Here is a 25,146-nt window from a genome sequence, read left to right as displayed (position 1 = left end):
TTCAAATCAAAGTATATGCCAAAAGGCTATATAGGTGTCGCTAATATTTTCTGTTTTGATGTGTAAAAACGAAAAAGCCACTCTGCTTGCACAAAATGGCTTTTTTAAGAAGGTATATACCTGATTACAGTTTCTCGTAGATAATCGCTGCCCCCTGTCCAACACCCACACACATGGTGGCCAGCCCGTAACGCACGTTGTCGCGGCGCTTCATCTCATGCAGCAACGTAGCCGAGATGCGGGTACCGCTTGCCCCCAGTGGGTGACCAATCGCAATAGAGCCGCCGTTCACGTTTACGATCTCCGGGTTGATGCCGAGTTCCTGCACACAAGGTATAGCCTGTGCTGCAAATGCCTCGTTTATCTCTGCCAGGCCAATGTCGTTGATGGTGAGACCCGCTCTTTTCAGGGCTTTCAGGGTAGCCGGCACTGGGCCCATCCCCATATAAGCGGGCTCTACCCCTGCCACGGCCGCTGACACAATACGGGCCATTGGCTTCAGGTTAAAGCGCTTTACGATTTCCTCACTCACGACCAACGATGCCGCTGCGCCGTCGTTTATGCCGGAGGCGTTGCCTGCCGTTACAGTGCCGCCTTTTTTAAAGGCCGCGCCCAGCGTACCCAGTTTTTCCACGGAAGAAAGTCGTGGGTGCTCGTCGGTGTCGAAGATGATCGGGTCGCCTTTGCGCTGCGGAACAGGTATAGGTGCGATCTCATCTTTGAACTTGCCAGCCTCGGCAGCCGCCTTATACTTGAGCTGCGAACTGTGGGCGAACTCATCCTGCGCTTCACGTGAAACACCGTAGCGCTCAGCCACATTCTCGGCCGTCTCCCCCATGGTATGCGGGTAGTGCATCGACGAAAGCGTGTTGTTCACGAAACGCCAGCCGATGGTGGTGTCGTAGATTTCAGGGGTGCGGGCGAAAGCGGTTTCGGCTTTGGCCATCACGAAAGGGGCACGCGTCATGCTCTCCACGCCACCGGCCAGGTATACGGCACCATCGCCGCAGGTAATAGCACGGCCTGCATCGATAATAGACTGCAAGCCCGAAGCACAAAGCCGGTTCACGGTCACGCCACCAATCTCGTGCGGCAGACCAGCCAGCAGCAGCGCCATACGGGCCACGTTGCGGTTGTCTTCGCCAGCCTGGTTGGCAGCGCCCAGCACCACATCCTCGATCAGACTTGGGTCTATCTGCGGATTGCGAGCCATTAGCTCCTTCAAAATAAAAGCCGCCATGTCGTCTGGCCGCACGCTGCTGAGGGCGCCGGTAAACTTGCCAACGGGTGTTCTGACGATATCAATTATATAAGCTGTGCTCATCAATTTTTGTTTTACAGGTCTTTGTCTAATTTTGCATCTCTTTGCAAGTTAAATTAACCCCCTTATGATACAAAGAATTCAAACCGTATTTCTGGCCCTCATCGTGGTGGCCATGGTGTCGCTGCTGTTTTTGCCGCTCTGGTCTAAAGTAGATATTACTACCGGAGAAGAAGTTGTGCTGACCGCCTGGAACCTGTTTTTCCAGACCGTGAACGAGCAAGGCGAGGCCGTGCAGGCGGGCGCACAGACAGGTACAAGCACCATCGCGATTGGCATATTGGCTATCGTGGCTGCAGGTGTGGCTCTGTATGAAATTTTCCAGTACAAGAGCCGCCTCACTCAAATGAAGTTTGGCCTCATCAACTCACTGGTATTGATCGCGCTGTTTGGCACGTCGTTTTACTATGCCAATTATGTAGGTAACGCAATGGCTGCCGGCAACGAAGGCAGCTACGAAGCTGGTTTTTACATGCCCATCCTGGCACTCCTGCTCAATGCCCTGGCTAACCGTTTCATTAAGAGAGACGAAGACCTGGTTCGCTCTGTAGACAGGCTGCGATAAGGTATAGCAAGCCGCAACAAAAAAGGCTTCTCCTTACCGGGGAAGCCTTTTTTGTTTAAACATCACGTCTGTCATTTCGAACGCCAGTGCGAAATCTGAAACGCTACAGGACCAGTGAACCCCCAGATTTCTCACTGGCGTTCGAAATGACAAAATTTTCCAATGCTACTTCCCTTAAGCTGTCGCTTTTCTCGCCACAGGTATAGCACCCTTCTTTGACTTCTTGCGCAGCTTGTTGATCCAGATGATGGTGCCTGTTATGGGTAAGCTAGTCGCCACAAGGCAGGCGATGAAGTACAGGATCTTGGAGAAAGTACCATACACATTGCCCACATGGAGTGGCTTGATGGATGATGTGATTTTCTCATTGAACGGCTTATCAGCAAATATATCTGCTTTCAGCACCTCGCCGCTGTACTGGTCAAGCTGCAGTTTGTCTGAAGCCGCAGGCGCGAAAAAGCCTACTTTGTTTTTGTTGATCGAAACAGTAGCGGCTGAGTCTGTTGACAATGAAATGCGGTAATCGCCTTTGTAAGGCAGTGCGGCATCGGCTGCCTTCACGTAGTCTGCAATCGTAAGCGTAGCGGCCTGAGACAGGTCAGCTGGCACTTTTGAAAAAAGCGGTTCTTCCTTGCGATCTTTCGGCTGCTCTACGCCCAGCACTTTAAAGAAGCCTTCTTTGTACCACTCAAACGACCAGGTAAGGCCGGTAAGCGACATCACCAGCAACAGGAAAGACGAATAGAAACCAAGCGAGTTATGCAGGTCATGATTCACGCGCTTCCAGTTGCCGCTCCACTTTATTTTAAGGCCTTGTCGCCAGTTCTTCACTTTCTGCGGAATCCAGATCACCAGGCCACTGATCACGATCAGCGTGAAGATGACGGTTGCCCAGCCCACAATCGGACGGCCTACTTCGGTATCGAGCAGCAGCCAGCGGTGCAGACGGAACATGGTCATGAAAAACTCTGAGGTCGGGCTTTCGGTTGTGCCAATTACTTCAGCTGTGTAGGGGTTCACAAGGTAGTTAGTACCCCGGCCGCCTTTGCCGCCAGGTCCGCCAGACGGTCCGCCTTTGGCCACGGCACCTTCCGGACCTTTTTTACCTTCACCGCCCTTATCACGACCGCCTCTTTCACCGCCACGGGCTTCACCACCTTTTCCTTCAACCCCTTTATCTTCCTTCTTTACATTCAGGGTATAGGTGCGATTGGCGTCGGCAGGTATGGTAATAGCGCTGACCTTACCGCCCGTCTCGGCTGCCACTTTAGCAATAATCGCCTCTGCTGCCATGGGCTCAGTCCCCTGCTCTACCTGCACGGTAAACTTCTCCGGCTCCATAAACTCCTGCACCTCGGTATTGAAGGTATAGATCGTGCCGCTCAGGCAGACTACAAACAGGATAAGGCCGCTCGCTATACCCATCCACAGGTGGAGGTCATTGAACAGCTTGCGCACCTTTTGCCAGGTCGATTTTTGTTTTTGCTTCATGGTGGTGATGTTTAGCTAAAATCCCTTCCTTGCTTTTGCCGGCAAGGAAGGGAAGGTATTTTGTATTACTATTTTCTTTTACTTGTTCCAGAACACCCGCGAACGGAATGGGTCTATGGCCCCCTGCCTTGCTACTTCTTCGCTGTTGGTGTATACCTCCGACTGACGGTAAGTCAATCTTCGTGGCCTGAAATCCGGGTCAGCCGACGGGCTCTGCAGCGACTGTGGCAACCTGCTCAGGTAGCCCAATCTCCTGGAGTCGTTCCAGACCTCGATGCTGCTGATGCTGTTCAGCGCCAGCCACTTCTGCTCGATGATGCGCTCTATTTTGTTCGGGGCAAGTGCAAAGTTAACAGATGGCTGCGCATTATACGCCACAAATTCTCCTGCCGGCACCGTCGTGTATTTGAACGACTCTTTGATAGCCTCCTCATAAAGTTGCTCTGCTCCGCTCAACCAGCCTCGCTCGGCTGCCTCGGCCTGCAAAAACAAGCTCTCGAAAGAAGACAGCAATACGGATGGTTGTTGCGCACTTTTCAACAGGCCTGCCGGTTGGTTGCCGTTCTCGTTCGGTCCCAGCAAAGCCGATGTTTTTGCCATGGTAAAGTCAGCACTGGTTGCTCCAAGCGGTACGCCCACGTAGTCACCATTCACGCTGCGGTAGAGTTTGGGCAGGCGCGGGTCGTTGCGCTCTTTGTACTGCTGCACCAGGTATGCCGTGGGGCGCAGGGTGTTGTAGCCCGTGGTAAGCGCTCCGGCCTGGTTGCGGTAGTAGGTATCCCAGAAAGGATTTTGCAGACCGGCCGTAATCTGGTAGCCCGGATTCACCAGGGCACTCTCACCGGCACCCAGAAAACCGCTTCCCTCCTGCTTGATCTTGGCCAACTCGTCGTTGATATAGCCTTCTCTTCCGGCTTCAGACTGGCGAAGCAAAGCTCTCAGCTTAATGGTATTGGCGAACTTAATCCAGAGTGTCAGGTTGCCTTTGAAAATCACATCGTCGGTCACCGGCTTTTTAGACAAGGCAGGAGCTGCTTTGATGTCCTCTATACCTGCTGTGATCAGATTGATAGCACCGTCATATACCACCTGTCCGTCTTCGTACTTCGGCGTTACGTTTTTGCTGCCCTGCAGCGCATCTGAGAAAGGCACGTTGTTGTAAAGATCTACAAGCCGCATAAAGTGCCAGCCCTGCATGATCTTCGCTATACCTACATAAGCCAGGTCGCCAGTGGCGGAGGCGCTGTTCTCGATGTCTTTGTAGTTCACCAGCGTGGTATAGCTGTCTTCCCAGATCGGACGACCGTCGCGGTCAAATGACATGGCCTCTACGCCATAGGTTTCCTCCAGTCTGAAAAGCGAGGTGTTTACCGGGCCGTCCGTTGCTTTGGCCCAGTAGCCTGCCCACACAGCGCCCAGTTGGTTCAGAGCACCCGTTTCGAGGTTCACTGTCTTGACAAGTGCAGTAGGTAATTTTTGTTCTACCGGCACATCGGTCGGCGCATTGGGGTTCACGTTTGTATCCAGGAAGCTATCGCAGGCGGTAAAAGCGGTGCCTATCAGTGCGATCAGGATAAGGGATAATAACTTTTTCATATCGCTAAGTCTGCAGAATGATCTTATTTAGAATGCCACATTTACATTGAAACCAAACGTACGGGTTGGTGGCAGGTGTCTCCAACTCATGTAGCCCTCGCTGCTTCCGCCGGCGTACACAAACTCCGGATCGTTGTAAATGTTATCTTTTGCCCAGATAGAGAACAGGTTGCGGCCCACAAAGCCAATGGTCGCCTCTTTCACCAGGTTCTGACCATCCAGCCATTCCATTGGCAAGGTATAGCTCAGGCTCAGTTCTCGCAGTTTGAAGAAGTCGGCGCTCACGGCGTAGTTCGACTGCACGGTGGCATAGTGGTTCGCAAAGTAGTTGCGGTCGCCTTTGGTCTGTATCTCGGTGTTGGGTGTGAACACACCCGGAGAAGTCTCGATCACGGAGTTCGGGATCACGAACGGCTCTCGGCCATACTGCGTGGTGAGCGGGCTGGTACCGTCCGAAATCATACGAGCTGCTGCCTCGGTGTATACCACGGCGCCCATGCGCCAATCAAACTGCGCGCCCAGTTGCAAGCCTTTGTAGTGCAGTGAGGTGTTGAGGCCCAGTTGATATGGCGGTGTGCCGGTGCCGCCATAGTAGAGTTCAGAACCACTTACCGGGTTGCCAGTTTTTGGGTCCACGATCACCCGACCTTGCGGATCGCGCTTGTAATCGGTGAACAAGTAGCTGTTGTAAGGCTTGCCCACGATCAGGTAATTCTGGCGGAAGTGGAACAGCTGATCGATACCACCGTAGATCTCGTCTACTTTGCTCTTGATGTGCGTGAGGTTCGCGCCCACGTTCCACACCAGGTCGCCGCGCTGGATCACATCGCCGTTGATGTTCAACTCAATGATCTTGTTGCTCGCCTTAAACGCATTAACCCAAGCCGATGTGAAGCCGGAACCGGCAGAGATGTCAGCCAGGATGGTACCGTCTGTGGTTTTGGCATCTACGTAGGCGGCTTCCAGGTTCAGGCGGTTCTGGAAGAAGCTCAGCTGCGTACCCACCTCCAGTGAGGTCACAAATTCAGGCTTCAGGTTCGGGTTGGCATCCGAGGTGCCCAGGCTAAAGCCCGGCAGGTTGCCGTAAGGAAAGCCGTTGCTCTGGCTATACACGTTCTGCAGTTGGTAAGGCTCCACTACCACGTTGCCGGTCTTGTTGTAGGAAGCGTATACCTTACCGTAAGACAGGGTACTGTTGTTTTTCAGGGCATCGATGGCATCGCTGAACACGAAAGACGAACTCACGCCTGGGTAAAAGTAGCTGCGGTTCTCCGGACTCAGCACCGACACGGCCTCTTGGCGACCGGTAAAGGTCAGGAACAGGTAGTTGTTGTAGCCGGCTGTCAGTTCCCCGAACACCGCCACCTGTCTTCTCTGTCTGATAGCGGACTGACCACCCAACTGCCCCAGGCGGTTGTCCTGGTTAAACAGGCCGGGCACTACCAGCGCCGAGGCGCTCAGGTTGGTTGTCTTGCTGTCGTCGGTGCGCAGGTTGTTGCCCAGCAACAGGCGTGTGCTGAACTTACCGAAGTCCTTGTGCATGTCCAGGATGAAGTCGCTGTTGATGCGGCGGAAGTTGTTGGTCGCGTCGTTCACGCTGCCCGGGATATTGGTGCGGCCCGGCGTGGTGTAAGTAAACTTACCCACGGTGGTGCGCGTGTCGGTGTTGCGGCTGTAAAGGCCAAGGCGGTAGATGGCGTTTATCCAGGGAGCGATCTCGTAGTTGAGCTCGATGTTTCCGGTCAGGGTTTGCTGCTCGTTTACCGTGCGCTGGTTGTCGGCGTTGAAGTATGGGTTGGGCTGGTTGGTGCTGAACCAGTAGTTCGGGTTGGCATGCGGCGTGTTTTCCCAGTCTTTCAGGTCGGCAAAAGGCAGGCTGACCGGCAGGCGGTATACCGTGGACCAAGGCTCGCTCTGCGTCACGTCGCTTTTGTTGAACACGTAGTTGAGGTTATAGCTGGTGCTCAGTTTGCCGAACGAACGGGAGCCATTGAAACGGGCACCGGAACGTCTGTTTTTGTCGCCCTCAATGATGCCTTTGGTCACCACATCCTGCAGCGAGAAATAGTAAGTCGATTTCTCGTCGCCACCTGAAAAGTTCAGGTCGTTCTGGGTGGTGAAGCCGGTGTTGAAGAACGCTTTTCTGCCGTCCGGGTGCGGGCTGTAGGGCAGTTGCCACTGGCTGCCGTCGGGCAGCACAGGTCCCACCGGGCGCACCTCCTCGTCAAAGCGCGGTCCCCACGACTGGTACTGCAGCGGGTCGTATACGCCGTTCAGTCCCTGCCCGAACTCTGTCTGCTGCTCCGGCAGGCGGCTTATTTTATCAAAAGTAGTTGTGTTCGAGAAGTTGATGCGCTGCGCTCCTGCACGGCCTTTCTTTGTTGTGATCATTAGCACACCGTTCACACCGTCAGAACCATACACAGCCGCGGCGTTGGCGCCTTTCAGCACGTTGATGCTTTCGATATCGTTCGGGTTGAGGCGGTTGATGTCAGGTATAGGCACACCGTCCACCACGTAAAGCGGGGCGTTGTTGCCGGTGTGGGAGCGTATGCCGCGCAGGTTCACCTGCACATCCGGGTCTACCTTGCTGTCGAACATGTTGATGCGTAGGCCCGACACCTTGCTGGCCAGCCCAAGAACAGGGTTCACCACTTTGCCCTGGTTCAGTTCGGCGGTGTTAAGCTGGGCACTGGCTGTTCCCAGTTCGCGGGCGGGCCGCTTAATACCGAGTGCGCCTGTTACCACCACTTCGGATAGCTGTGTATTGCCGGGCTGAAGCTCCACTTGCAATGAGCCAGCGTTTCCGTTTACCGGCACTTCCTGAGAGGCATAGCCGATGTATGAGAAAACCAGCACCTCCCCCTCTTTTGCACGAATCTGAAAAGCACCGTCCGGGTTTGTTGTAGTGCCGTTGTTTGTTTCTTTTACTCTGACCGTAACACCGGGTAGTGCCGTGCCAGTAGTCTGCTCTATCACCTGCCCCGTAACAGCCAGGTCCTGCGCTGAAACTCCAAGCGCCATAAGCATAAGGAAAGCCGACGCCAGTAAATGTTTGAACATATCTTTATAAGGTATAGTATTTGGCTTCAAGGCAATTCTGAAGAAGGCATTGCCTTTTTTTATCTTGCATGCTATTTAGATATAGTCTAAATAAACTTAACTTGCGCAAAAGTATAGCTTACAAAGCTATTTCAGTAACGGGTAAGGGAATACTTTTATCAAATGAGGGAAAACATGGAGCAAGACGTGAGCGAACCGGGAATCAGTGAGCGGGACTGCACCAGCCAGCAGCTGGTTGAGCAGAACCGGCCCACCTTCTGCGCCTGCCAGGGCCAGGATGCACGTGCTACCGCCGAGGCCAACATGCGCTTTCCATCCGGCGAAATTCACTTCAGCCATACCGCTATTAGCCTGTCCACAAAGAAGATGGTAGGGTGCTTTAACAGCGAGGACTTTGCACAGCTATACTTTTCGATGCGGGGAAAGAGCTCTTTTAGAGTCGGGGATAGCCCGAAGCCATTTGCCAGCTTTGACGCCCACCAGCACAACCTCCTGTTCTTCTCCGACGCCCAGGCACAGCAAGAGATAAAGCCCGACCCGCAGGTGGAGATGATGACAATATACATCCCCTCGGACTTTCTGCTGCACTATCTCCCTGAAGCAGGAAGCCCTTTTTCAGAGTTGCGGGAGCATATCCTGGCAGGCAAGCCCGCACGGCTTAGAAAAGGGAATTTGCCCATTACGCCCAAGATCACAGCGGTGCTGCACGAGTTGCTCAACTGCACCTACACAGGCTACAGCAAGCGCATGTTTGTGCAGGCGAAGGTGATTGAGCTGCTGATGCTACAGTTTGAGTTATGCGAACAGAATGAAGCGCCGAGCACAAACGGGCTAAAGCAGACGGATATCGAAAAGATGCTCCACGCCCGCGACCTGATCCTTCAGAACATGGAGTGCCCCTGCTCGCTGATCGACCTGGCCCACATGGTCGGCACGAATGAGTACTACCTCAAAAAGCACTTCAAGCAGGTTTTCGGCACCACAGTGTTTGGCTACCTGAACAATTACCGCATGGAGCAGGCCCGCAAAATGCTGCTCGAAGGTGATCAGAAAATAGGGGACATTGCCAGCGCCCTGGGCTTTAAGTACGCCGCCCACTTCACGGCGGCTTTCAAGAAACACTTCGGCTACCTGCCTCAGAAGATCAAGTCCTAGGCGTGTGCCTTATGTAAACGGCTTTTTGACAAAGGATTTTTTGACAAAGGACAAAAGGCCCTTCGGTATACCTGTTACTTGCTATACCTTAACACCTGCTATACCTAATAAAAGAGCAACGCAGGATTACCCTACGCTGCTCTTCACTTTTTACCTTTCTAACTTTCTAACCTTTTAACTTAAATCACCTTCTCCGGCTGGTATATTCCTCCAGTTCCCGCACGTGGTGATCGAACTTGAAAATGTCGTAGATGTAGTAGAAGCGCTCTTTGTCGCACACGCTGCCGTAGGCGAACTTGGCAAACTCCAGTCGGGTGCTTTCGAACTCAAATTGCAACAGTACATTGCGCAGGTCCTCTGACAGGATGCTGCTGTTGCGCACTGCCTCGCGGGCAATAGTGAGGCGGGTGCTCTCGAAGTCGCGGCCTTTCATGGCGTCGATGAGGCGATCCACGTCATAGCGGTCGAGCAGGTTGCGGCAGGCACCGGTTGATTCTTCGTAGCGCGGCGGCACTGGCTCATAGCGTGGCGGAGCAGGCTCGTAGCGGTCGGGGTAGCGCGGCGGCACGACCACTACCGGTGGCGGGCCCAGCGGTATTTCGCTGATCACATGCAGGGCTACTTTTCTACCCGATACCCGCACAGAATAATTCGTTTCGTATCCGGCGCGGGCCAGCACGTTTATACCTGTTCTGTAAATGCCATGGCGGCCTCTGATCCGGAACTCTACATAGTGGTTGCCGGGCCGCAGGTGCGTGATGCGCACAAAGTTGGAAGCCGTTCGGTTGATCAGGCGCCCATCCAGCGCCATCTGGAACAGTTCGCCCCGGTGGGTAGTAAAGGTCACAACAGTGGGTTGTGCGAAAGCCGGCAACGCCAGCAGCACAAACAGAAGCGGGAGTAGAAGCTTTTTCATGGCAGTATAGGTTTTAGCGTATACTTCAGCCAAGCCAATTATTGTGCCAGTTTGTGGAACTAAAGAAGAGCGGGCTTTGTCTGCGGGGATTCTTTGGTTTGCAGGTATAGGTATTAACGAGAAACCACAGGAATAGGAGCTGTGGTTTTTGATAAGAGGGCCTGCCTCAGCTAAAGCTGATAATTCACCCCAAAAGCAAACGATTTAAAGAGGCGACGGCCCCAGGGAGAGTAAGCTTCCCAGTCATAATCAAAATCGTTGTTGCCTGTCAGGTTCCTTTTGAGAAGATATAGCTCTGTATAGCCTCTAAACTGATTACTTATTTTAAAATTTGTTCCTAAGCCCGCCATCAGGAAAACATTCACTCCCCTATCCTTTGTGTAAACTGTGACGGGCACTCCATGCAGTGTTTCCGTCAAGCTGCTTTTGGTGTTCCCGTAGGCTGTTATAGCTGACACCGTACCATACAAAGGAACACGCCTGAAAGCTTTGAAAAGGTCTGCCTGAACCGTGACAGGTATAGACAACACCTTGGTGCGGGAAGCAGCTCTATACCTTACCGTATCTGTAGCCTGATGATTACGCGACCACTCCGCTTTATCGCTACTGCCCCCATAGCCTACTCCTGTTTGTAAACGAACCCTATCATTAACTTTATACCCGACAAGCAAAGTAACGGGGGTGAAATAGCCCGACGTCAAGTGCCTCGCTGGTGAGGAATCTTTGTAATAGATGTGGTAGGTGATGGTGGTTAATCCTATACCTGTGTAAAATTTGCTTTCGCTCACTTTAGCCGTGTCGTCATCACTAGCTATGGCCGGAAAGGAAAGGGTTAGGTATAGCGCGAATAAAGTCAAGTATGTTTTCATCAGGAGCTGATTATTTTTCCACACCAAGTTTATAATTCACTCCAAGCTCAAATGACTTGGTGATACTCCTCAAGCCATACCCTTGGTCCCAATCATAATGTGACGAATTCATGCCGGACAGGTTCTTCTTGTAAAAGAAGTATGCCATATTCCCGTATAGCCTGTTACTGATCTGGTAGTTAAAACCCACTCCCGCCATGGCAAACACATTGAGGCCATTCTCTTTAACAGTATGCGAAACAGGGCTATTTGCGCCGTTATGGGTGGCCTGCAGACTTGTGAAGCCATAGGCCGGCACAACCGAGACAGTACCGTAGATCGGCAGTTTCCTGTACAGGTTAAGGAAGGTATGGTAAAAGGAAAGCGAGCTTACGAGGGCAAAAGTTCTTGAATCATGCTTGTACTCGACATCCTGTATTTGCTCCGTCAGCCTATCTCTGTCTCCACCAAACCCAAGGCCTATCCGCACACTCGCCCTATCTGAAAGCTGATAGCCCGTATTTAAAGAAATGGGTGTGAAATAACCCGATCGGACAGGTCCCCGCGTTTTGCCTTCTTTGTAGTAGATGTGGTAGGAGACTGTCTGTAGGTTAAGCCCTAAAGTGAATTTTCCTTTCTCGATGTACGAAGGTTCTTGCTGCGCGATAGCTGAGAAACAGAATAGCACGGGCAAAAGAAGTGTTAAGCATGTTTTCATGATTGCTGTTTATTAATCTTCCAGACCAAGCTTATAATTCAGACCTATACCTACTGACTTATAGAAATGCAGAAACCCTGTAAATCCTTGGTCCCAGTCATGAAAGAAAGAGTTTCCACCAGTCAGGTTATGCTTCAAGGCATGGTACTCTACCTGACCGTAAAGGCGCGGGCTTATTTTATAGTTAAGCCCAATACCAGCCGTCACGAAAGTGTTGATTCCTTTCTCTGTAATTTTGTTTACCTCTGCTGTGACTCCGTTCTCTGACTGAGAATATTCTGTCTTTGATATACCGTAGGCAGGCATCAGTGTACCCGTAGCATACATCGGGAATCGCCTAAAAAATTTAAACATGACATGTTGCAGCGTCACCGGCATTGCGATAACATGCGTACGGGAGGAAGCTGTATGGAACACTTTGTTGTCTGGCGTCAAGGTATATTTCTCTGAACTGCCGCCATAAGCCAAACCTGCCTGCACCCGCATGTTCCTGCCGAAATTGTAGCCCAGGTATAAAGAAAGTGGAGCAAAGTAGCCAGAACTGATAATATCTTGGGCTTTGGAGTCTTTGTAATAGATATGATGCGATACCGTGCTAAAGCTTATACCTCCATAGAGTTTATCATAACTGACTTTAGCTGTATCCCCTTCACTGGCTATGGCAGAAAAGGGAGCTAGCAAGAAACTCCATAAAAGGATAATGTTTGTTTTCATATAAGTATAGAACAAGAATTATATTCTTAATATATAACTATATTATGAACGAATTAACTTATACCTAAATTTTATTCTAACCTATTAAATGAGAAACCTACCGCTAGCGTTGTAAAACAAAAAACCACAGGCGCTATACCTGTGGTTTCTCTTCAAATCTTACCCGAAAGCTTATCCTTCGTAGTAAAACTCCCCTTTATCCGTCTTAATCGTGAGTTCGTTGCGTTCGCTGGCTTCTACGCGGCCAACAATCTGAGCGTCCACGTTGAAGGACTTCGAAATGTCGATCAGGCTTTGGGCGTGTTGCTCCGGCAGGTAGATCTCGAGGCGGTGGCCCATGTTAAAAACCTTGTACATCTCTTTCCAGTCGGTGTGGCTCTGCTCCTGAATGATGCGGAACAGCGGCGGTACCGGGAAGAGGTTGTCTTTGATGATGTGTACCTTGTCGGTGAAGTGCAGCACTTTGGTCTGCGCGCCGCCACTACAGTGCACCATGCCGTGTATGTGCGGACGGTGCTGGTTGAGGATTTCCTTCACGATCGGCGCATAGGTACGCGTTGGCGAAAGCACCAGCTTGCCCACTTCTATACCTGTCTCAGGCTCCACATCGGTCACGCGGTAGTTGCCCGAGTACACCAGGTCCTTCGGCAGTTCGGGATCGTAGCTCTCCGGATAAGAAGCTGACAGGTATGAGTGGAACACATCGTGGCGGGCGGAGGTGAGGCCGTTGCTGCCCATGCCGCCATTGTATTCGTCTTCGTAAGTGGCCTGCCCGTAAGAGGCAAAGCCCACGATCACGTCGCCGGGCTGTATTTTGTCGTTCGAGATCACTTCGTCGCGGCGCATGCGGGCCGTCACGGTGCTGTCCACGATGATGGTGCGCACCAGGTCGCCCACGTCCGCAGTCTCTCCGCCTGTGCTGTAGATGCCGATGCCGTTGTCGCGCAGCATTTGCAGTACTTCTTCTGTACCGTTGATGATGGCGGCAATCACCTCGCCCGAAACCAGGTGCTTGTTGCGGCCGATGGTAGAGGAAAGCAGGATGTTATCCATCGCGCCCACGCAGAGCAGGTCGTCAGTGTTCATCACCACAGCGTCCTGCGCTATACCTTTCCACACGCTCAGGTCGCCGGTTTCTTTCCAGTACATGTAGGCCAGCGCCGACTTAGTGCCCGCGCCGTCGGCGTGCATGAGCACGCAGTGCTCGGGGTCGCCGGTGAGGATGTCCGGGATGATCTTGCAGAATGCTTTCGGGAAAAGTCCTTTGTCGATGTTCTTGATGGCGTTGTGCACGTCTTCCTTTGAGGCGGACACGCCACGCCGGAGGTATCTATTTTCCATAGTGCTGGTCTTACTTGCTTTACAAATTTAAGAAAGGCCTTTGTATATACGGCAAAAAGAAATGCTTTTAAAAAAGCCGTGGCCGCAATTATTGGTCGGTCCAGCGTTTCACTGAGCCAAATCCAACAGGTATAAAGTAGCGCGTTTCGGAAAAAGCCACCCCTATACCTTGCAACCTTCCTGCAATATATTGACTCCTCTATATAAACAAACTTAAATAAAATATGAAAAAGAAATTGTTGATTTCATGCTTCAGCCTGTTCGTATTTATATCGGTACAGGCCCAGGATTCGCTGCAGTTAAAGCCGCAGGTGTCGGCACCTTATAAACTAGCGGTTGGCCTCCGCTACGCAACCGGACCGGCGGGCTTATCCCTGGGCGTAACGGCTAAGTATTTCATAGGTGAACAGTCTGCCTTAGAGGCTTACTCCGATGTGAATCCTGAATCCCGCCAGTTTCTTTCTTCCCTCAGCTACATCTGGCAGCCAAAACTCGCTACATCAAACCGCCTCAGGCCATATGCAGGTATAGGTGTTGGCTTGCTCCGCACCAACAATCCGGCGCCTACATACTTCGATGGACCCGCCTCCTATATTAATCCGGTAGGAGTTGCTTCTTTCGGCGCTGAATACTCTTTCAAGAAGCTTCCTCTGGCCCTTTCGCTCGATTACCGATCGACCTTCCTGCGCTATGGACGCACTACACCAAACTATGTGAACCATTACAGGTCCAGCAATTTAGGTATAGGCCTGAAATACACCTTCCGCTAGGTATACCGGCCTCCGGTTCCAACTTAAATAGCTCAAAAACTAAATCCACACCTATGCTCAAGAAAACATTGCTTACCCTATTCGGCACTTGTACCTTCCTGGCTGTGCATGCACAGGATTTGCCCGATGCAAAATCACAAGCTTCAGCATCTTACAAAGCGACTATCGGACTCCGTTACACAGTGGGAGGCGGAGGCTACACAGACCTTGGTCTAACAGCTAAGTACTTCATCACAGATCAGACAGCCTTCGAGGTCTATACAAAGCTACCTTTCTACTCGCGTGACTACCTGGCTTCCCTTAGCTATATCTGGCAACCGAAACTGGGTTTCTCGGAACGCTTTCGGCCCTATGTAGGTGCAGGCGCGGGAATACTGCGCCATACCAATTCACCGCTTGAACATGAGGGCGAACCCCGTATAAGCCCAATTGCTTTCGGGATGGTAGGTATAGAATACCAATTCAAAAAGCTGCCAATGGCTCTCTCACTAGATTATCGCACACCGCTGCTCAGCAGCGGGACTTATGCTCCAAGTCACAACCACATTAGTCGGGTAAGTAGTCTTAGTATAGGCCTGAAATACACCTTCCGCTAGGTATAGCACAGGTATAGAAACAGTATCGGCGGCTACAGTGCAAGACTATAGCCGCCGATTTTATTTGGGAAAGGTATAACGCTATGCCTTCTATCTGTTACTCCTGTATGCGTACCACCTTGAATTCGGTGCGGCGGTTGCGCTGGTGCTCGTCTTCGGTCTTGGCGTTGCGCACTACCGGGCGGCTCTCGCCATAACCCTTGGCTGTAATGCGCGACTTATCAATCCCTTTGGAGATGATGTAGTTCACGGCAGACTGGGCACGGCGCTGCGACAGGTCCTGGTTATAGATGTCTACACCACGGGAGTCGGTGTGTGAGCTCAGTTCAATGGAAATGCGCGGGTTGTCCACGAGTATTTCCACCAGTTTATCGAGTTCCTCAGCGGCATCCGGTCGGATGTCGGCTTTGTCGAAGTCGTAGAAAATGTTCTCGAGTACAATGGCCTTCTCTTTCACGATCTCGGTCAGCAGCAGGTCAGCGGTGAGGCGCACTTCGTTCACTTCGTTCGGCAACTGGTTTTGTGGTGGCATTTTACCCACAGTAGTCACGCGCTGCCGGGCAGCGAAGAAGCCGGGTTTCTCTGCCAGCAAAGAGTAAGCTGTTGCGCTGTCGAGCGGGAAACTGAACTTACCCTCTGCATCAGCTCTGGTTTCGGCTATTTTCTGTCCCTTGCTGTCCTGCAGCACCACCGGTGTCTTCGGTACCGCCGTCTGCTGCTTGTCTTTGTCGCGGCGCTGGTATACCGTACCGTCCACAAAGAAGTTCACCAGTTTGCGCGCCGATCTGGCGATCGCGTAGATATCGTCGCCTCCTTTGCCACCTTCGCGGTTAGAGGAGATGTACCCCGTGAAAGCGTCCTGGAAGAAGATGCCGAAATCATCACCGCTGGAGTTAACCGGCACACCCATGTTCACAGGTTTGCCATCCTCAACCTTAAAGACATCGAGTCCGCCCAGCCCTGGCAGACCATCAGAGGCGATGTAGAGCGTACCGTCCGGGCCTACGTACACATAGCTCTCGTTGCCCGGCGTGTTGATGCTTGGGCCCATATTCTCAGGAGCCGAGAAGCGGCCGTTGTCATCGATGGTGGTCTTGTAGATGTCGTTGCCTCCCAGTCCCCCTTTGCGATCCGAGGAGAAGTAGAGTGTTCTTCCGTCTGGCGTGAAAGCCGGAGAAGAATCCCAGGCGCGCGGGTCGCTGATGCTAATCAGTTTCGGCTCGGTCCAGGCGTTGGAGCGGTAGAAGGAGATGAACAGGTCCACGTTGCGGCGGCCTTTCTTGGTGCCTTCGTTGCCACGGGCAAACACCATCGTGTTCCCTTCGTCAGCAAAGGTAGCCAGCGCATCGTGCAGGTCTTCGGTGTTTACCCCCTCCAGCTTGCGCACGGCAGCGCCCATGTTGGCCGTGTCGCCGAGCGTGGTGGCGTATAGGTTCAGAAAGCCTTCGCCATTGCCCAGGTAGGTTTTGCCCGGTCCGCGGGAGGACGAGAAAACCAGTTCGTTGCCACGCACAAAAGGCGCAAAATCAGAGCCCTCGGTATTCAGCGCTTCCAGGTTATAGATCTCAAAGCCCGTGTTCTTTTTCAGAATACCACTCAACTGGCTCAGGGTCTCTACTTCGCGCAGGGCGAGAGCCTTGAGCTCCGGCTTGCTGCCGATGCGGGCATAGTCCTGCATCTGGCCCAGAGCGGCTTCGTACTTGCCATTGGCCTTCAGGGCCATGCCGTAATAGAAGAAGCCCTCTTCCTTGCGATAGTTGTTGTCGAGTGCGGCTTTGTAGTAAGTTTCAGCCTCTGCCAGTCGGTTAGACAGCCGGTACGACTCCGCAATGCGGTAGTTGATCTCGCCGGTGTTCTTAGCCCCTTTCAGTGCCTGCTTGTAGAACTCGATGGCCCGCTCATACTGCTCTTCCTGGAAGCGCTTGTCGGCCTTACTCAGGTACATGCCTGCGCCGCAGGAGCTGAGCACCACTGCCAGCAGCAGAACGGCTGCTGTAAACTTCAGGTAATTGGCCACTGACTTGGTCGATAGCGTCTGCTGCATGAGGGTAGGTTTTGAATTAGCGGTTCTAAAAATACCTAGAGAGCCAGCTCTGCTGCGCCGGCCTTGGCCAGGCATCCTGCAGCTCTCCATAATTATTTACCAATGTATCAAAATATAAGGTCTGTCCGTCAATCTCGCCGGCGGCCACTTTATTTTTTAACTCGTTCATACCCACCACCTGCACCTGCTCGTCTTTCAAAAAAGCCAACCGGGTACGGTCGAAGAAAGAAACGCCAAAGCGCTGCTCCAGCTCCCGTACAAAGCTCACTGACGAGTCGATAGAACATCCACTGGCAGAGGTAACGGCTTCGTTGTTAGCCAGCACCAGAAAGCGGTCGTGCAACAAACTGGCCGACGCCTGCAAGCCCGCACCATGACTGCTCCACTCAGTAGCAAAACGCTCCAGCATTGGCTTTATTTCTTCCTGCTCTGCCGCCGTCAACGCCCTGTCAGCCTGGTAGATCCAGAGCCGGGCATGCGGTGGCAATTGGTCAAAAGGAATGTACATTTTTTAATTGTTGAATTGTTGGATGGTTAAATTGTTGAATGGCTAAATTGTTAAATAGTTAATTGGCTTGTATGCTATACCTTACGTGATGTGCTTAGCAAAACAAAAGAAGGTGTTCCTGCAATCAACCAATGAAAAACAACAATTTAACAATTTGACAATGTAACAATTTACTTACTCAACCCCTCTGCCTGTGCGATCAGCTCGGCAATGTCAAAAACTTTTACGCTTTCTTCCTGCTCCTTGTTCTTCACGCCATCGCTCATCATCACCATGCAGAATGGGCAGGCTGTTGCAATCACACCGTTTCCGGTGCCAAGGGTTGCCAGTGCTTCTTCCGTACGCTCGATGTTGATGTCTTTTTTACCCGGCTCCGGCTCTTTGAACATCTGGGCGCCACCAGCTCCGCAGCAGAGTCCGTTGGCGCGGCTGCGCTTCATCTCCACCAGGTCAGCATCGAGTGCAGCCAGCACGTCGCGCGGCGCTTCGTAGATGTCGTTGGCCCGGCCCAGGTAGCAGGAGTCGTGGAAGGTGATACGCTTGCCTTTGAAGGCCTCGCCGCCCTGTACCTTCACCTTGCCCTCGTTGATGAGTTGCTGCAGGAACGTAGAATGGTGAATCACCTCGTAGTTACCGCCCAGGTCCGGGTATTCGTTTTTGATCGTGTTGAAGCAGTGCGGACAGGCCGTCACGATCTTCTTGATGTTATAGGCGTTGAGCACCTCAATGTTGGTGATCGCCTGCATCTGGAACAGGAACTCGTTACCGGCACGCTTGGCTGGTTCGCCCGTGCAGCTTTCTTCTGTGCCCAGCACGGCATACTTCACGCCTACATGTTCTAATATCTGCACGAAGGCGCGTGTTACGCGCTTGTAACGGTCGTCAAACGAACCGGCACAACCAACCCAGAACAGCACTTCCGGCTCTTCACCGTTCGCAGCCATTTCCGCCATGGTTGGCACTTTCACTAGTCTTTTATTTTCTTCCATCTGGTAGGGTAATTCAAGTGCTTATTTTTTGTAGCTGTTGCTACGCTATTTTCGATGGCTAAATTGTTGAATGGTTAAATTGTTAAGATCCTGTGAGCACAACAATTTAACCTTTTAGCAATTCAGCAATTAGTTTTTAGAAGGCACATACAGGTCTTCCGACCAGTTAAAGCGGTCGGATGGTGAGAAGGCCCATGGTGCGCCATTGTTTTCAATGTTGGTGAACATGGCATTTACCGACGCGGGCGCAGCCGACTCTTCGAGCACCAGGTAGCGGCGCAGGTCCATGATCGTGGACAGTTGGTCGATGTTTACCGGGCAGGACTCCACGCAGGCGTTGCAGGTGGTACAGGCCCAGAGTTCTTCCGGAGTGATGTAGCCACGCAGCAAGGTTTTCTCATCGGTCGTTTGCACGCGCTCCACGCCCAGTTCTTTGTAGTGGTTCGGGGCGAAGATAGCCGGGCTTTCGCCCTTCTCTTCCATGCGGTCGCGAGTGTCCATCACGATCTTGCGTGGCGACAGGAGCTTACCGGTAATGTTGGCCGGGCACACCGAGGTACAGCGACCGCACTCGGTACAGGTATAGGCATCCATCAGCTGCTTCCAAGTCAGGTCCTCCACGTCCTTGGCGCCGAAGCGCTGCACGATCGGGTTGCCCTCAGCGTCCATTTCCGGAGCCGGTGGCTGGTAGCTTGGGTCCAGCATGGCCTTGATCTCGTGCGTGATGGCCGGGTTGGTCGTGAACTTACCCTTCGGCCACAGCTTGGAGTAGTACACGTTCGGGAAGGCCATGATGATGTGGAAGTGCTTCGAGCTTGGCAGGTAGTTCATAAAGGCCAGAATACCGATGATATGGAACCACCAGCCGGCACGCTCTATAATGTGCAGCGAGTTCGGGTTGTCACCGAAGAAGTTTACAAACATTTGGCTGATCGGGTAGCTGCCTGCCACTTCACCGCCATCCAGCTGCACCAGCTTGAGCCCGGCAATGTTGAAAGTGAAGAGCGCCAGCATCAGCACGATCTCGGTGATCAGAATGAAGTTGGCATCCAGCTTTGGCCAGGCGCGCATCTCCACGCCCGTGGCCAGACGAGGCAGTTTGGTCACGTTACGACGCCACAGGAATATTACACAGGCCACGATTACCAAGGCAGCCAGTATCTCGTTGATGAACATCAGGGCACTGTACAGCGGGCCTAGAAAAGCCAGCACACGGTGCGTTCCGAACACCCCATCGATCAGGATTTCGATCACTTCAATGTTGATCACCAGGAAGCCAACGTACACGAAAAGGTGCAGCACAGCCGGCAGCATGCGCTTAAACATCTTCTGCTGTCCAAAAGCGACCAGCAGGGTTTTGTTGATGCGCTCCGACGGATTATCGCTCAGGTCGACATCGCGGCCCATCAAAACGTTCTTGCGAATCTTGCGAATCTGCCACACAAACAGGCCAATGCCCAGGGCTGCTACTATCAGAAAGATAATGTTCTCGAGTTGAATCACGGTGAATTATTCGTTATACATACCAATTCATAGATAAAGATAGCAGAAAAGTGAGAACAAACGTATACAGAGGCACTTTTTTAAAATATTTTTGCCCGAAAGTTTGCGTCTTCGAATTTGGTTACTACTTTTGCATACTCTTTCGAAAGACGGGGTAACAACAGAGCTGGTGATGTAGCTCAGTTGGTAGAGCAAAGGACTGAAAATCCTTGTGTCGTTGGTTCGATTCCAATCATCACCACCAGCTTAAACCCTTACCCTAACCGGTAAGGGTTTTCTTTTTTATACCCTTCTCGTTTCTACTGCCCTACTATACTTCATAATAAGCCACTGGTTGTCTAAAATGTTTTCGGGCTGCAATTCTTCCTGCATTTTAGTATCTTAGCTGTTACAACATCTTTCGCTCCCATGAAAAAAACTTTCTGGAGCGCTATTTTTGCAGGTATGTCTGCCGGCATCGGTACCGTGCTCCTGCTTGCGCTCATTTACATGTACTTCATCCAGAATATCCAAGTCTAAGCCATGACCCGCCGCCAAACCTTTTGGACTGCCTATGCCGTGGGCTTTGCCGTAACGAGCCTTATTGCCGTATTTGCCTTTTACATGCTCAACCAGACCGTGCCGCAACGTGTTAACTGGCAGGCACTGCAGCTTACCAACCTGCAGGGTGAGCCTATATCGATCGACAAGTATAAAGGAAGGGTGCTGCTGCTGAACGTGTGGGCTACCTGGTGCAAGCCCTGCATCGAAGAAATGCCCTCCATGGACCGCCTCCAGCAGCTGCACCCTGATAAGATAGCCGTCGTTACCGTGTCGGACGAGGAGATGGAGAAACTGTTGAAGTTCCGTAGCCGACAGACTTATGCCTTTACCTATCTCAAGGCCAACACCCCGCTGGCCAATCAGCAACTAACGGTATACCCGACTACTTACATATTAAACCCGCGCGGAGAGGTGGAGGACATTTACCTGGCAGGGCAGACCTGGGACAGTGAGAAAATGCAGAAGAAGCTGCTAAAATACTTCTAGCGACAATTGACCCGAAGCTCCAGCAGGGCCGCGGAGTAGCCCAGGCGGTAGGCCTCGGTGAAGTGTGCGCAGGCGGAGTCGGGCTGCGCCTGTTCCAGCTCGGTGCGACCGAGCAGGTAGTACACCCGGCCATTGGCGTTGTCAGCCTGCAGTACCTTTCGATAGTCTGCTTCTGAGGCAACATAGTCCCCAGTTTTGTAGTACCCGAAGCCCCGGAAGGTCAAGGCATTTGCCCATGATTCGCCTTTAGAGGTATAGCGCAGAAAACTGGTAAAATCGGCTATAGCCGGCTCATACTTCTGCAGGTAAAATAAACGTACTTCCCCCCTATCCAACTGCGCCGTGTGCAGTGTGCTGTCGAGCGTAAGGGCTATACCAAAATCCCTCTCAGCCTCAGGATATTTCTCGAGTTTGGCGAGGCTCTTGCCCCGCATCATAAACACTTCCGCAGAGGGCCTGTCCTGCAGCGCAATCACCTGGTTCAGGTCCTCCACAGCCGCGCGGTAATTTTCATACACATTCATCGAGATGCTCGCTCTTGTCAGGTAGGCATCGGCGTGTTTCGGCCGGAAATAGATGGCATCATTCAGCAGGCTATGCGCACTGCTATACTTGCCGTGCTCAATGTAGCTGAGGGCCGTCTTATACCTGTCCTCGCCCGTAATGTAGTCCATGGTGGACTTGAGCAGCACACTGAACACAAACATAAAAGCGAAAAAGCCGAGCGTGATGTAGAGATCCTTGCGCACAAAGCGGCGGCCTTCGCGGCGGGGTATGTTCTGGTAGTGACGCTCCGATACGGGAGCAGGCGGCCGGGTCTGTCGGTAGCGGGCATTATGGTAGGGCTGGTGCTGGCGAATTGCCTGCCGCTGCTCGCGCAGGTACTGCAGGCGCAGGTCATAGCGCGCGCGTTTGCCCGGATCTGACAAAGTCTGGTAAGCAGAGTTAACAACCTTGAACAATTCCTCGGCTCGCGCATCGCCCGGGTTACGGTCAGGGTGATACTTCAAAGCCAGCTGCTTGTAAGCCAGTTTGATCTCCTGCGCCGACGCCATGGGACTCACGCCCAGAATGCTATATAAGTTATGATCCAAGGAGGCTAATGTAACAAAAAAGTAATACTTAAGTTAAGTAAACACGGACAAGATACAGCAAATTCCGTACTACAACTTTAACTGGATTGTATCTTCCGTACATAATTTAATATACTAGCGTATACAGAAAAAGCACTAAAAAAGCTGGGCACTATGAACGACAACGGCACAAGAGAAAAAAGCACCAACCTTATCGAGAACCTGATGGGGTACATCGATACCCGCATAGACATTATACGGCTTGAGATACAGGAAAAGATGAAGGCAGCCATGGTGGGTGCTATACATGGGGTGTTACTGGGCTTTTTCGGCCTGATGAGCTTTCTGTTTGTGAGCATTTTTCTGGGACTGCTGCTAAACCACCTGCTCGACAGCTCTTTCTGGGGCTTCGGAATTATTGCCCTGTTCTATGTGGTGGTGCTTGTTATACTGCTAATAGGTCTCGACAAGAAAGTGTTTCAAGGTATGGCAGACAAGGCTTTGGACAATACCATCTATAAAACCGATAAAAGAGAAAATCAGATATGAGCGAGATAACAAACCCCTTGTTCGACAATGAACGGGAACTGCTGGAGCGCCAGAAAGAAGAATATAAAAGGGCGCTAATGGGTGACGTGGACCAGATAAAAACACAGGGCCAGCAAATCGGCAAGAAGCTTGCTATTGCGGGTGGTGTACTGGTGGCAGGCCTACTGCTCAGGAGCCTGTTTAGCGGCGGTAAAAAAAAAGTTAAGACGCTAAAGAGCAAGAAGGCTGCTAGAAAACAGACGGACGCCCTTGGCTTTAACAGGTATGCGTATGAACAGGAATCCGGCTATACTGCTAGCAATGTAGACCTGCCCGGATACGACTCTTTTGTCCACGAGCAGGAAGATGCGTATACCTTATCTTCTGAGCGCATGCCGTATGCGCAGCATAAGCCGCAGCAACAAACCGGCATCTCCAGGAGCTTCGTTAATTCTGAGCTAATGCATGTCATTAGTCAGCAGGTAATGGCCTTGCTCCTTGTATACCTTACGAAAAAGGTAGAGGAATACTTAAGCACTGTTTCTAAAAATAGCGATATTGCAGCAGCACCTATCGAGGTGACTGAAATAGAGACCATTGCTTATACCATTCCAGAAGAGGATGCCATTCAACAACCTTTGTAACAGACAGCAGCATGAGCCAGGCAGAAAGCACTTTGCCGTCCTGATCGACCCCGATAACCTGGACGAAGCTTCCTGCCTGAACCTGCTCTCTTTAAGCGAAACCCACCAGGTAGATTTTTTCTTTGTCGGCGGCAGCCTCATCACCACCGACAACCAGGCCGGTATCATCCGGCTCATCAAAGAGAACAGCAGCATTCCGGTTATCCTTTTCCCAAGCAACAGCCTGCACATCGACAAACAGGCCGACGGCATTCTGCTTCTTTCCCTTATCTCGGGCCGCAACCCTGACTTCCTGATCGGCCAGCATGTGCTTTCGGCTCCTATCCTCAAGGCCAGCGCACTGCAGGTATACCCAACCGGCTACGTCCTCGTTGACACCGGCCGTCAGACCACCGCTTCATACATGAGCGGCACCATGCCTATACCTTACGACAAGCCAGCTATTGCTGCCTGCACCGCCATGGCCGGTGAGTTGCTCGGCTTGCGCTACATATACCTGGATGGCGGCAGCGGCGCGTTGCAACCTGTCAGCGCTGACATGATCAAAGCGGTGCGCCAGTCGGTAGAGGTGCCCATTATTGTGGGAGGAGGCATCGACACAGCAGCCAAAGCAAAAGCAGCCCTGGAGGCTGGAGCCGACGTGATAGTGGTTGGCAACCACATAGAAAAAAACCCCGGCTTTCTGGCCGAGGTTTCTCATACAATAGCTTCTTATAATCTAGCCTTAGATGTTCATCGCTGATTCGCGACGGCGCATCTTACCGGCAGGTATACCGAACATCATCTTGAAGCGACGGCAGAAGTAAGCTGTGTCTTTGTAACCCACGTCTTTCCCGATTTCGCGGATGCTCTTCTTCGTAGTACGAAGCAGGAACACGGCGCGCTCCATACGCTGGTATTCAATGTAGTCCTGTGGGTTGATGCCTGTCAGCATTTTGAAGTACTGACCTACATAGTCCTCAGAAACGTTGGCAACGTTGGAAAGCACTTTGTTAGACAGGTCGCCACCCAGGTTCTCCTTAATGTAGTTGAACAGGTCGATGAGACGAGGGTCTTTGAAGTACGTGCTGTTCGTAGCCAATTGCTCCACAAACATTTTGTTGCGCAGAATGTGGCGAACAATCTCTACCACGATGTTCTCGGTGTAGATGCTGATCAGACGTTCCTTGCCAGGCAGGTCCTGGATGTTCTCTTCCACCACTTTGATCACCAGGTTAGCCAGCTTGTTGTTTCCTGAGATCAGGAAGGCAGGCAGGTCAAGCGATGCAAAGAAGTTAACAGAATCAAACACTTTCGCTTCGAAGCTCACATAGCTGTGGCTCTCTTCGGCGTCGCCGATCAGGTCGAGGTCGTTGTTGCTCTTAAAGAACTTTTCTCTGTTGGTGATCAGATCATCATTTGTGATGGAGCGGCCGTCAGTGGAACCATAGGTTACCTTTGTGCTGCGTCCACCCGGTATAAAGAGCAGTTCGCCCTCTTCTACCATCTGTTCCTCTTCACCAAAGAAAATTGTACCCTTATGAAGCAGAATCAGGTTGTTGCCTACGTCGTAGTAGTTGCGAACCGAGAACGGCTGCTGCAACACCAGATTTTTCGCTTTAATGAATCGCACCCCAAGCGACTCAATAATCTTATTGTAATCTTCCATGTGTGTTACCAACTAACTTTTATACTATAAACCCTTTAATTTTGTCCTAAAGCTAGGCTAATCTTTATAAAATTCAAAATATTTTA

23 protein-coding genes and 1 tRNA gene are annotated in these 25,146 nt (G+C 51.8%); 9 read left to right on the top strand and 15 right to left on the bottom strand.

The window, feature by feature from the left end; all coding sequences use genetic code 11:
* Positions 1-124 precede the first annotated feature (124 nt).
* Complete coding sequence (locus C8E01_RS19025) at positions 125-1,324, bottom strand: acetyl-CoA C-acyltransferase (protein ID WP_116545045.1); 1,200 nt, start codon at positions 1,322-1,324, stop codon at positions 125-127.
* Positions 1,325-1,388: 64 nt separating this feature from the next.
* On the opposite strand from C8E01_RS19025, the gene C8E01_RS19020 reads away from it, so the two are divergent.
* Positions 1,389-1,886 (top strand): DUF4293 domain-containing protein, encoded by a 498-nt coding sequence (locus C8E01_RS19020; RefSeq protein ID WP_116545044.1) that lies wholly within the window; start codon positions 1,389-1,391, stop codon positions 1,884-1,886.
* A 174-nt stretch (positions 1,887-2,060) separates the two neighbouring features.
* Here C8E01_RS19020 and C8E01_RS19015 read toward each other — a convergent pair whose 3' ends face one another.
* The 3 genes from C8E01_RS19015 to C8E01_RS19005 all read right to left on the bottom strand — a co-directional run bounded on the left by C8E01_RS19015 (position 2,061) and on the right by C8E01_RS19005 (position 8,036).
* Positions 2,061-3,377 (bottom strand): PepSY-associated TM helix domain-containing protein, encoded by a 1,317-nt coding sequence (locus C8E01_RS19015; protein ID WP_116545043.1) that lies wholly within the window; start codon positions 3,375-3,377, stop codon positions 2,061-2,063.
* 78 nt (positions 3,378-3,455) lie between these two features.
* Positions 3,456-4,973 carry a SusD/RagB family nutrient-binding outer membrane lipoprotein gene (locus tag C8E01_RS19010; protein ID WP_116545042.1) on the bottom strand — a complete coding sequence of 506 codons (1,518 nt, stop codon included), beginning with the start codon at positions 4,971-4,973 and terminating at the stop codon, positions 3,456-3,458.
* Positions 4,974-5,000: 27 nt separating this feature from the next.
* Positions 5,001-8,036 carry a SusC/RagA family TonB-linked outer membrane protein gene (locus C8E01_RS19005; RefSeq protein ID WP_116545041.1) on the bottom strand — a complete coding sequence of 1,012 codons (3,036 nt, stop codon included), beginning with the start codon at positions 8,034-8,036 and terminating at the stop codon, positions 5,001-5,003.
* A gap of 162 nt (positions 8,037-8,198) precedes the next feature.
* Between C8E01_RS19005 and C8E01_RS19000 the strand changes: the two genes are divergently transcribed.
* Complete coding sequence (locus C8E01_RS19000; RefSeq protein WP_243409706.1) at positions 8,199-9,191, top strand: helix-turn-helix domain-containing protein; 993 nt, start codon at positions 8,199-8,201, stop codon at positions 9,189-9,191.
* 184 nt (positions 9,192-9,375) lie between these two features.
* Here C8E01_RS19000 and C8E01_RS18995 read toward each other — a convergent pair whose 3' ends face one another.
* The 5 genes from C8E01_RS18995 to C8E01_RS18975 form a co-directional block, all read right to left on the bottom strand.
* Positions 9,376-10,107, bottom strand: coding sequence for a DUF4476 domain-containing protein (locus C8E01_RS18995; RefSeq protein ID WP_116545040.1), 732 nt, complete (start codon positions 10,105-10,107; stop codon positions 9,376-9,378).
* 170 nt (positions 10,108-10,277) lie between these two features.
* Entirely contained in the window at positions 10,278-10,976 is a 699-nt protein-coding gene (locus C8E01_RS18990) for an outer membrane beta-barrel protein (protein WP_133242796.1), read from the bottom strand.
* 10 nt (positions 10,977-10,986) lie between these two features.
* Positions 10,987-11,673 (bottom strand): outer membrane beta-barrel protein, encoded by a 687-nt coding sequence (locus C8E01_RS18985; RefSeq protein ID WP_116545038.1) that lies wholly within the window; start codon positions 11,671-11,673, stop codon positions 10,987-10,989.
* 12 nt (positions 11,674-11,685) lie between these two features.
* A complete protein-coding gene (locus C8E01_RS18980) occupies positions 11,686-12,387 on the bottom strand; it encodes an outer membrane beta-barrel protein (RefSeq protein WP_116545037.1) in 702 nt (233 codons plus the stop codon).
* Positions 12,388-12,558: 171 nt separating this feature from the next.
* Positions 12,559-13,728, bottom strand: coding sequence for an AIR synthase related protein (locus tag C8E01_RS18975; protein WP_116545036.1), 1,170 nt, complete (start codon positions 13,726-13,728; stop codon positions 12,559-12,561).
* A gap of 224 nt (positions 13,729-13,952) precedes the next feature.
* On the opposite strand from C8E01_RS18975, the gene C8E01_RS18970 reads away from it, so the two are divergent.
* Both C8E01_RS18970 and C8E01_RS18965 read left to right on the top strand, forming a co-directional pair.
* Positions 13,953-14,498 (top strand): hypothetical protein, encoded by a 546-nt coding sequence (locus tag C8E01_RS18970; protein ID WP_116545035.1) that lies wholly within the window; start codon positions 13,953-13,955, stop codon positions 14,496-14,498.
* Positions 14,499-14,551: 53 nt separating this feature from the next.
* Positions 14,552-15,094 carry a porin family protein gene (locus C8E01_RS18965; RefSeq protein WP_116545034.1) on the top strand — a complete coding sequence of 181 codons (543 nt, stop codon included), beginning with the start codon at positions 14,552-14,554 and terminating at the stop codon, positions 15,092-15,094.
* Positions 15,095-15,191: 97 nt separating this feature from the next.
* Here the strand turns inward: C8E01_RS18965 and C8E01_RS18960 are convergent, their stop codons facing one another.
* The 4 genes from C8E01_RS18960 to C8E01_RS18945 all read right to left on the bottom strand — a co-directional run bounded on the left by C8E01_RS18960 (position 15,192) and on the right by C8E01_RS18945 (position 20,138).
* On the bottom strand, positions 15,192-17,138 hold the full coding sequence (locus C8E01_RS18960; RefSeq protein ID WP_116545033.1) for an OmpA family protein: 1,947 nt from the start codon (positions 17,136-17,138) through the stop codon (positions 15,192-15,194).
* A 25-nt stretch (positions 17,139-17,163) separates the two neighbouring features.
* Positions 17,164-17,646, bottom strand: a complete 483-nt coding sequence (locus tag C8E01_RS18955) for a hypothetical protein (RefSeq protein ID WP_116545032.1) — start codon at positions 17,644-17,646, stop codon at positions 17,164-17,166.
* A gap of 170 nt (positions 17,647-17,816) precedes the next feature.
* The gene (locus tag C8E01_RS18950) at positions 17,817-18,635 is read right to left on the bottom strand and encodes a (Fe-S)-binding protein (protein ID WP_243409704.1); all 819 of its coding nucleotides are present in this window, start codon (positions 18,633-18,635) and stop codon (positions 17,817-17,819) included.
* A gap of 129 nt (positions 18,636-18,764) precedes the next feature.
* Positions 18,765-20,138 carry a (Fe-S)-binding protein gene (locus C8E01_RS18945; protein ID WP_116545031.1) on the bottom strand — a complete coding sequence of 458 codons (1,374 nt, stop codon included), beginning with the start codon at positions 20,136-20,138 and terminating at the stop codon, positions 18,765-18,767.
* 168 nt (positions 20,139-20,306) lie between these two features.
* Here C8E01_RS18945 and C8E01_RS18940 point away from each other — a divergent pair.
* Positions 20,307-20,382: transfer RNA gene (locus C8E01_RS18940), tRNA-Phe, on the top strand.
* 278 nt (positions 20,383-20,660) lie between these two features.
* Positions 20,661-21,167 carry a TlpA family protein disulfide reductase gene (locus tag C8E01_RS18935; protein WP_116545030.1) on the top strand — a complete coding sequence of 169 codons (507 nt, stop codon included), beginning with the start codon at positions 20,661-20,663 and terminating at the stop codon, positions 21,165-21,167.
* On the opposite strand, the gene C8E01_RS18930 is transcribed toward C8E01_RS18935, so the two are convergent.
* Positions 21,164-22,261 carry a J domain-containing protein gene (locus tag C8E01_RS18930; RefSeq protein ID WP_116545029.1) on the bottom strand — a complete coding sequence of 366 codons (1,098 nt, stop codon included), beginning with the start codon at positions 22,259-22,261 and terminating at the stop codon, positions 21,164-21,166. The two genes, C8E01_RS18935 and C8E01_RS18930, sit on opposite strands and share 4 nt — an antisense overlap.
* A gap of 153 nt (positions 22,262-22,414) precedes the next feature.
* Between C8E01_RS18930 and C8E01_RS18925 the strand changes: the two genes are divergently transcribed.
* Genes C8E01_RS18925 through C8E01_RS18915 form a run of 3 tightly spaced genes read left to right on the top strand, consistent with a single transcriptional unit; the run spans position 22,415 to position 24,154 of the window.
* Positions 22,415-22,789 carry a phage holin family protein gene (locus C8E01_RS18925; protein ID WP_116545028.1) on the top strand — a complete coding sequence of 125 codons (375 nt, stop codon included), beginning with the start codon at positions 22,415-22,417 and terminating at the stop codon, positions 22,787-22,789.
* Entirely contained in the window at positions 22,786-23,412 is a 627-nt protein-coding gene (locus C8E01_RS18920) for a hypothetical protein (protein WP_116545027.1), read from the top strand. Before C8E01_RS18925 ends, C8E01_RS18920 begins: the two co-directional genes overlap by 4 nt.
* Positions 23,390-24,154: a geranylgeranylglyceryl/heptaprenylglyceryl phosphate synthase gene (locus C8E01_RS18915; RefSeq protein WP_116545026.1), complete on the top strand. Its 765-nt coding sequence runs from the start codon at positions 23,390-23,392 to the stop codon at positions 24,152-24,154. Before C8E01_RS18920 ends, C8E01_RS18915 begins: the two co-directional genes overlap by 23 nt.
* Here C8E01_RS18915 and C8E01_RS18910 read toward each other — a convergent pair.
* Positions 24,137-25,060, bottom strand: coding sequence for a helix-turn-helix domain-containing protein (locus tag C8E01_RS18910; protein ID WP_116545025.1), 924 nt, complete (start codon positions 25,058-25,060; stop codon positions 24,137-24,139). The genes C8E01_RS18915 and C8E01_RS18910 overlap by 18 nt on opposite strands.
* Positions 25,061-25,146: the final 86 nt, after the last annotated feature.

It is taken from the genome of Pontibacter virosus, assembly GCF_003096355.1.
GTDB classification, from domain to species: Bacteria; Bacteroidota; Bacteroidia; order Cytophagales; family Hymenobacteraceae; genus Pontibacter; species Pontibacter virosus.
Note: the sequence above shows the minus strand (reverse complement) of the source record. Positions and strands in the feature narration are given on the sequence as shown.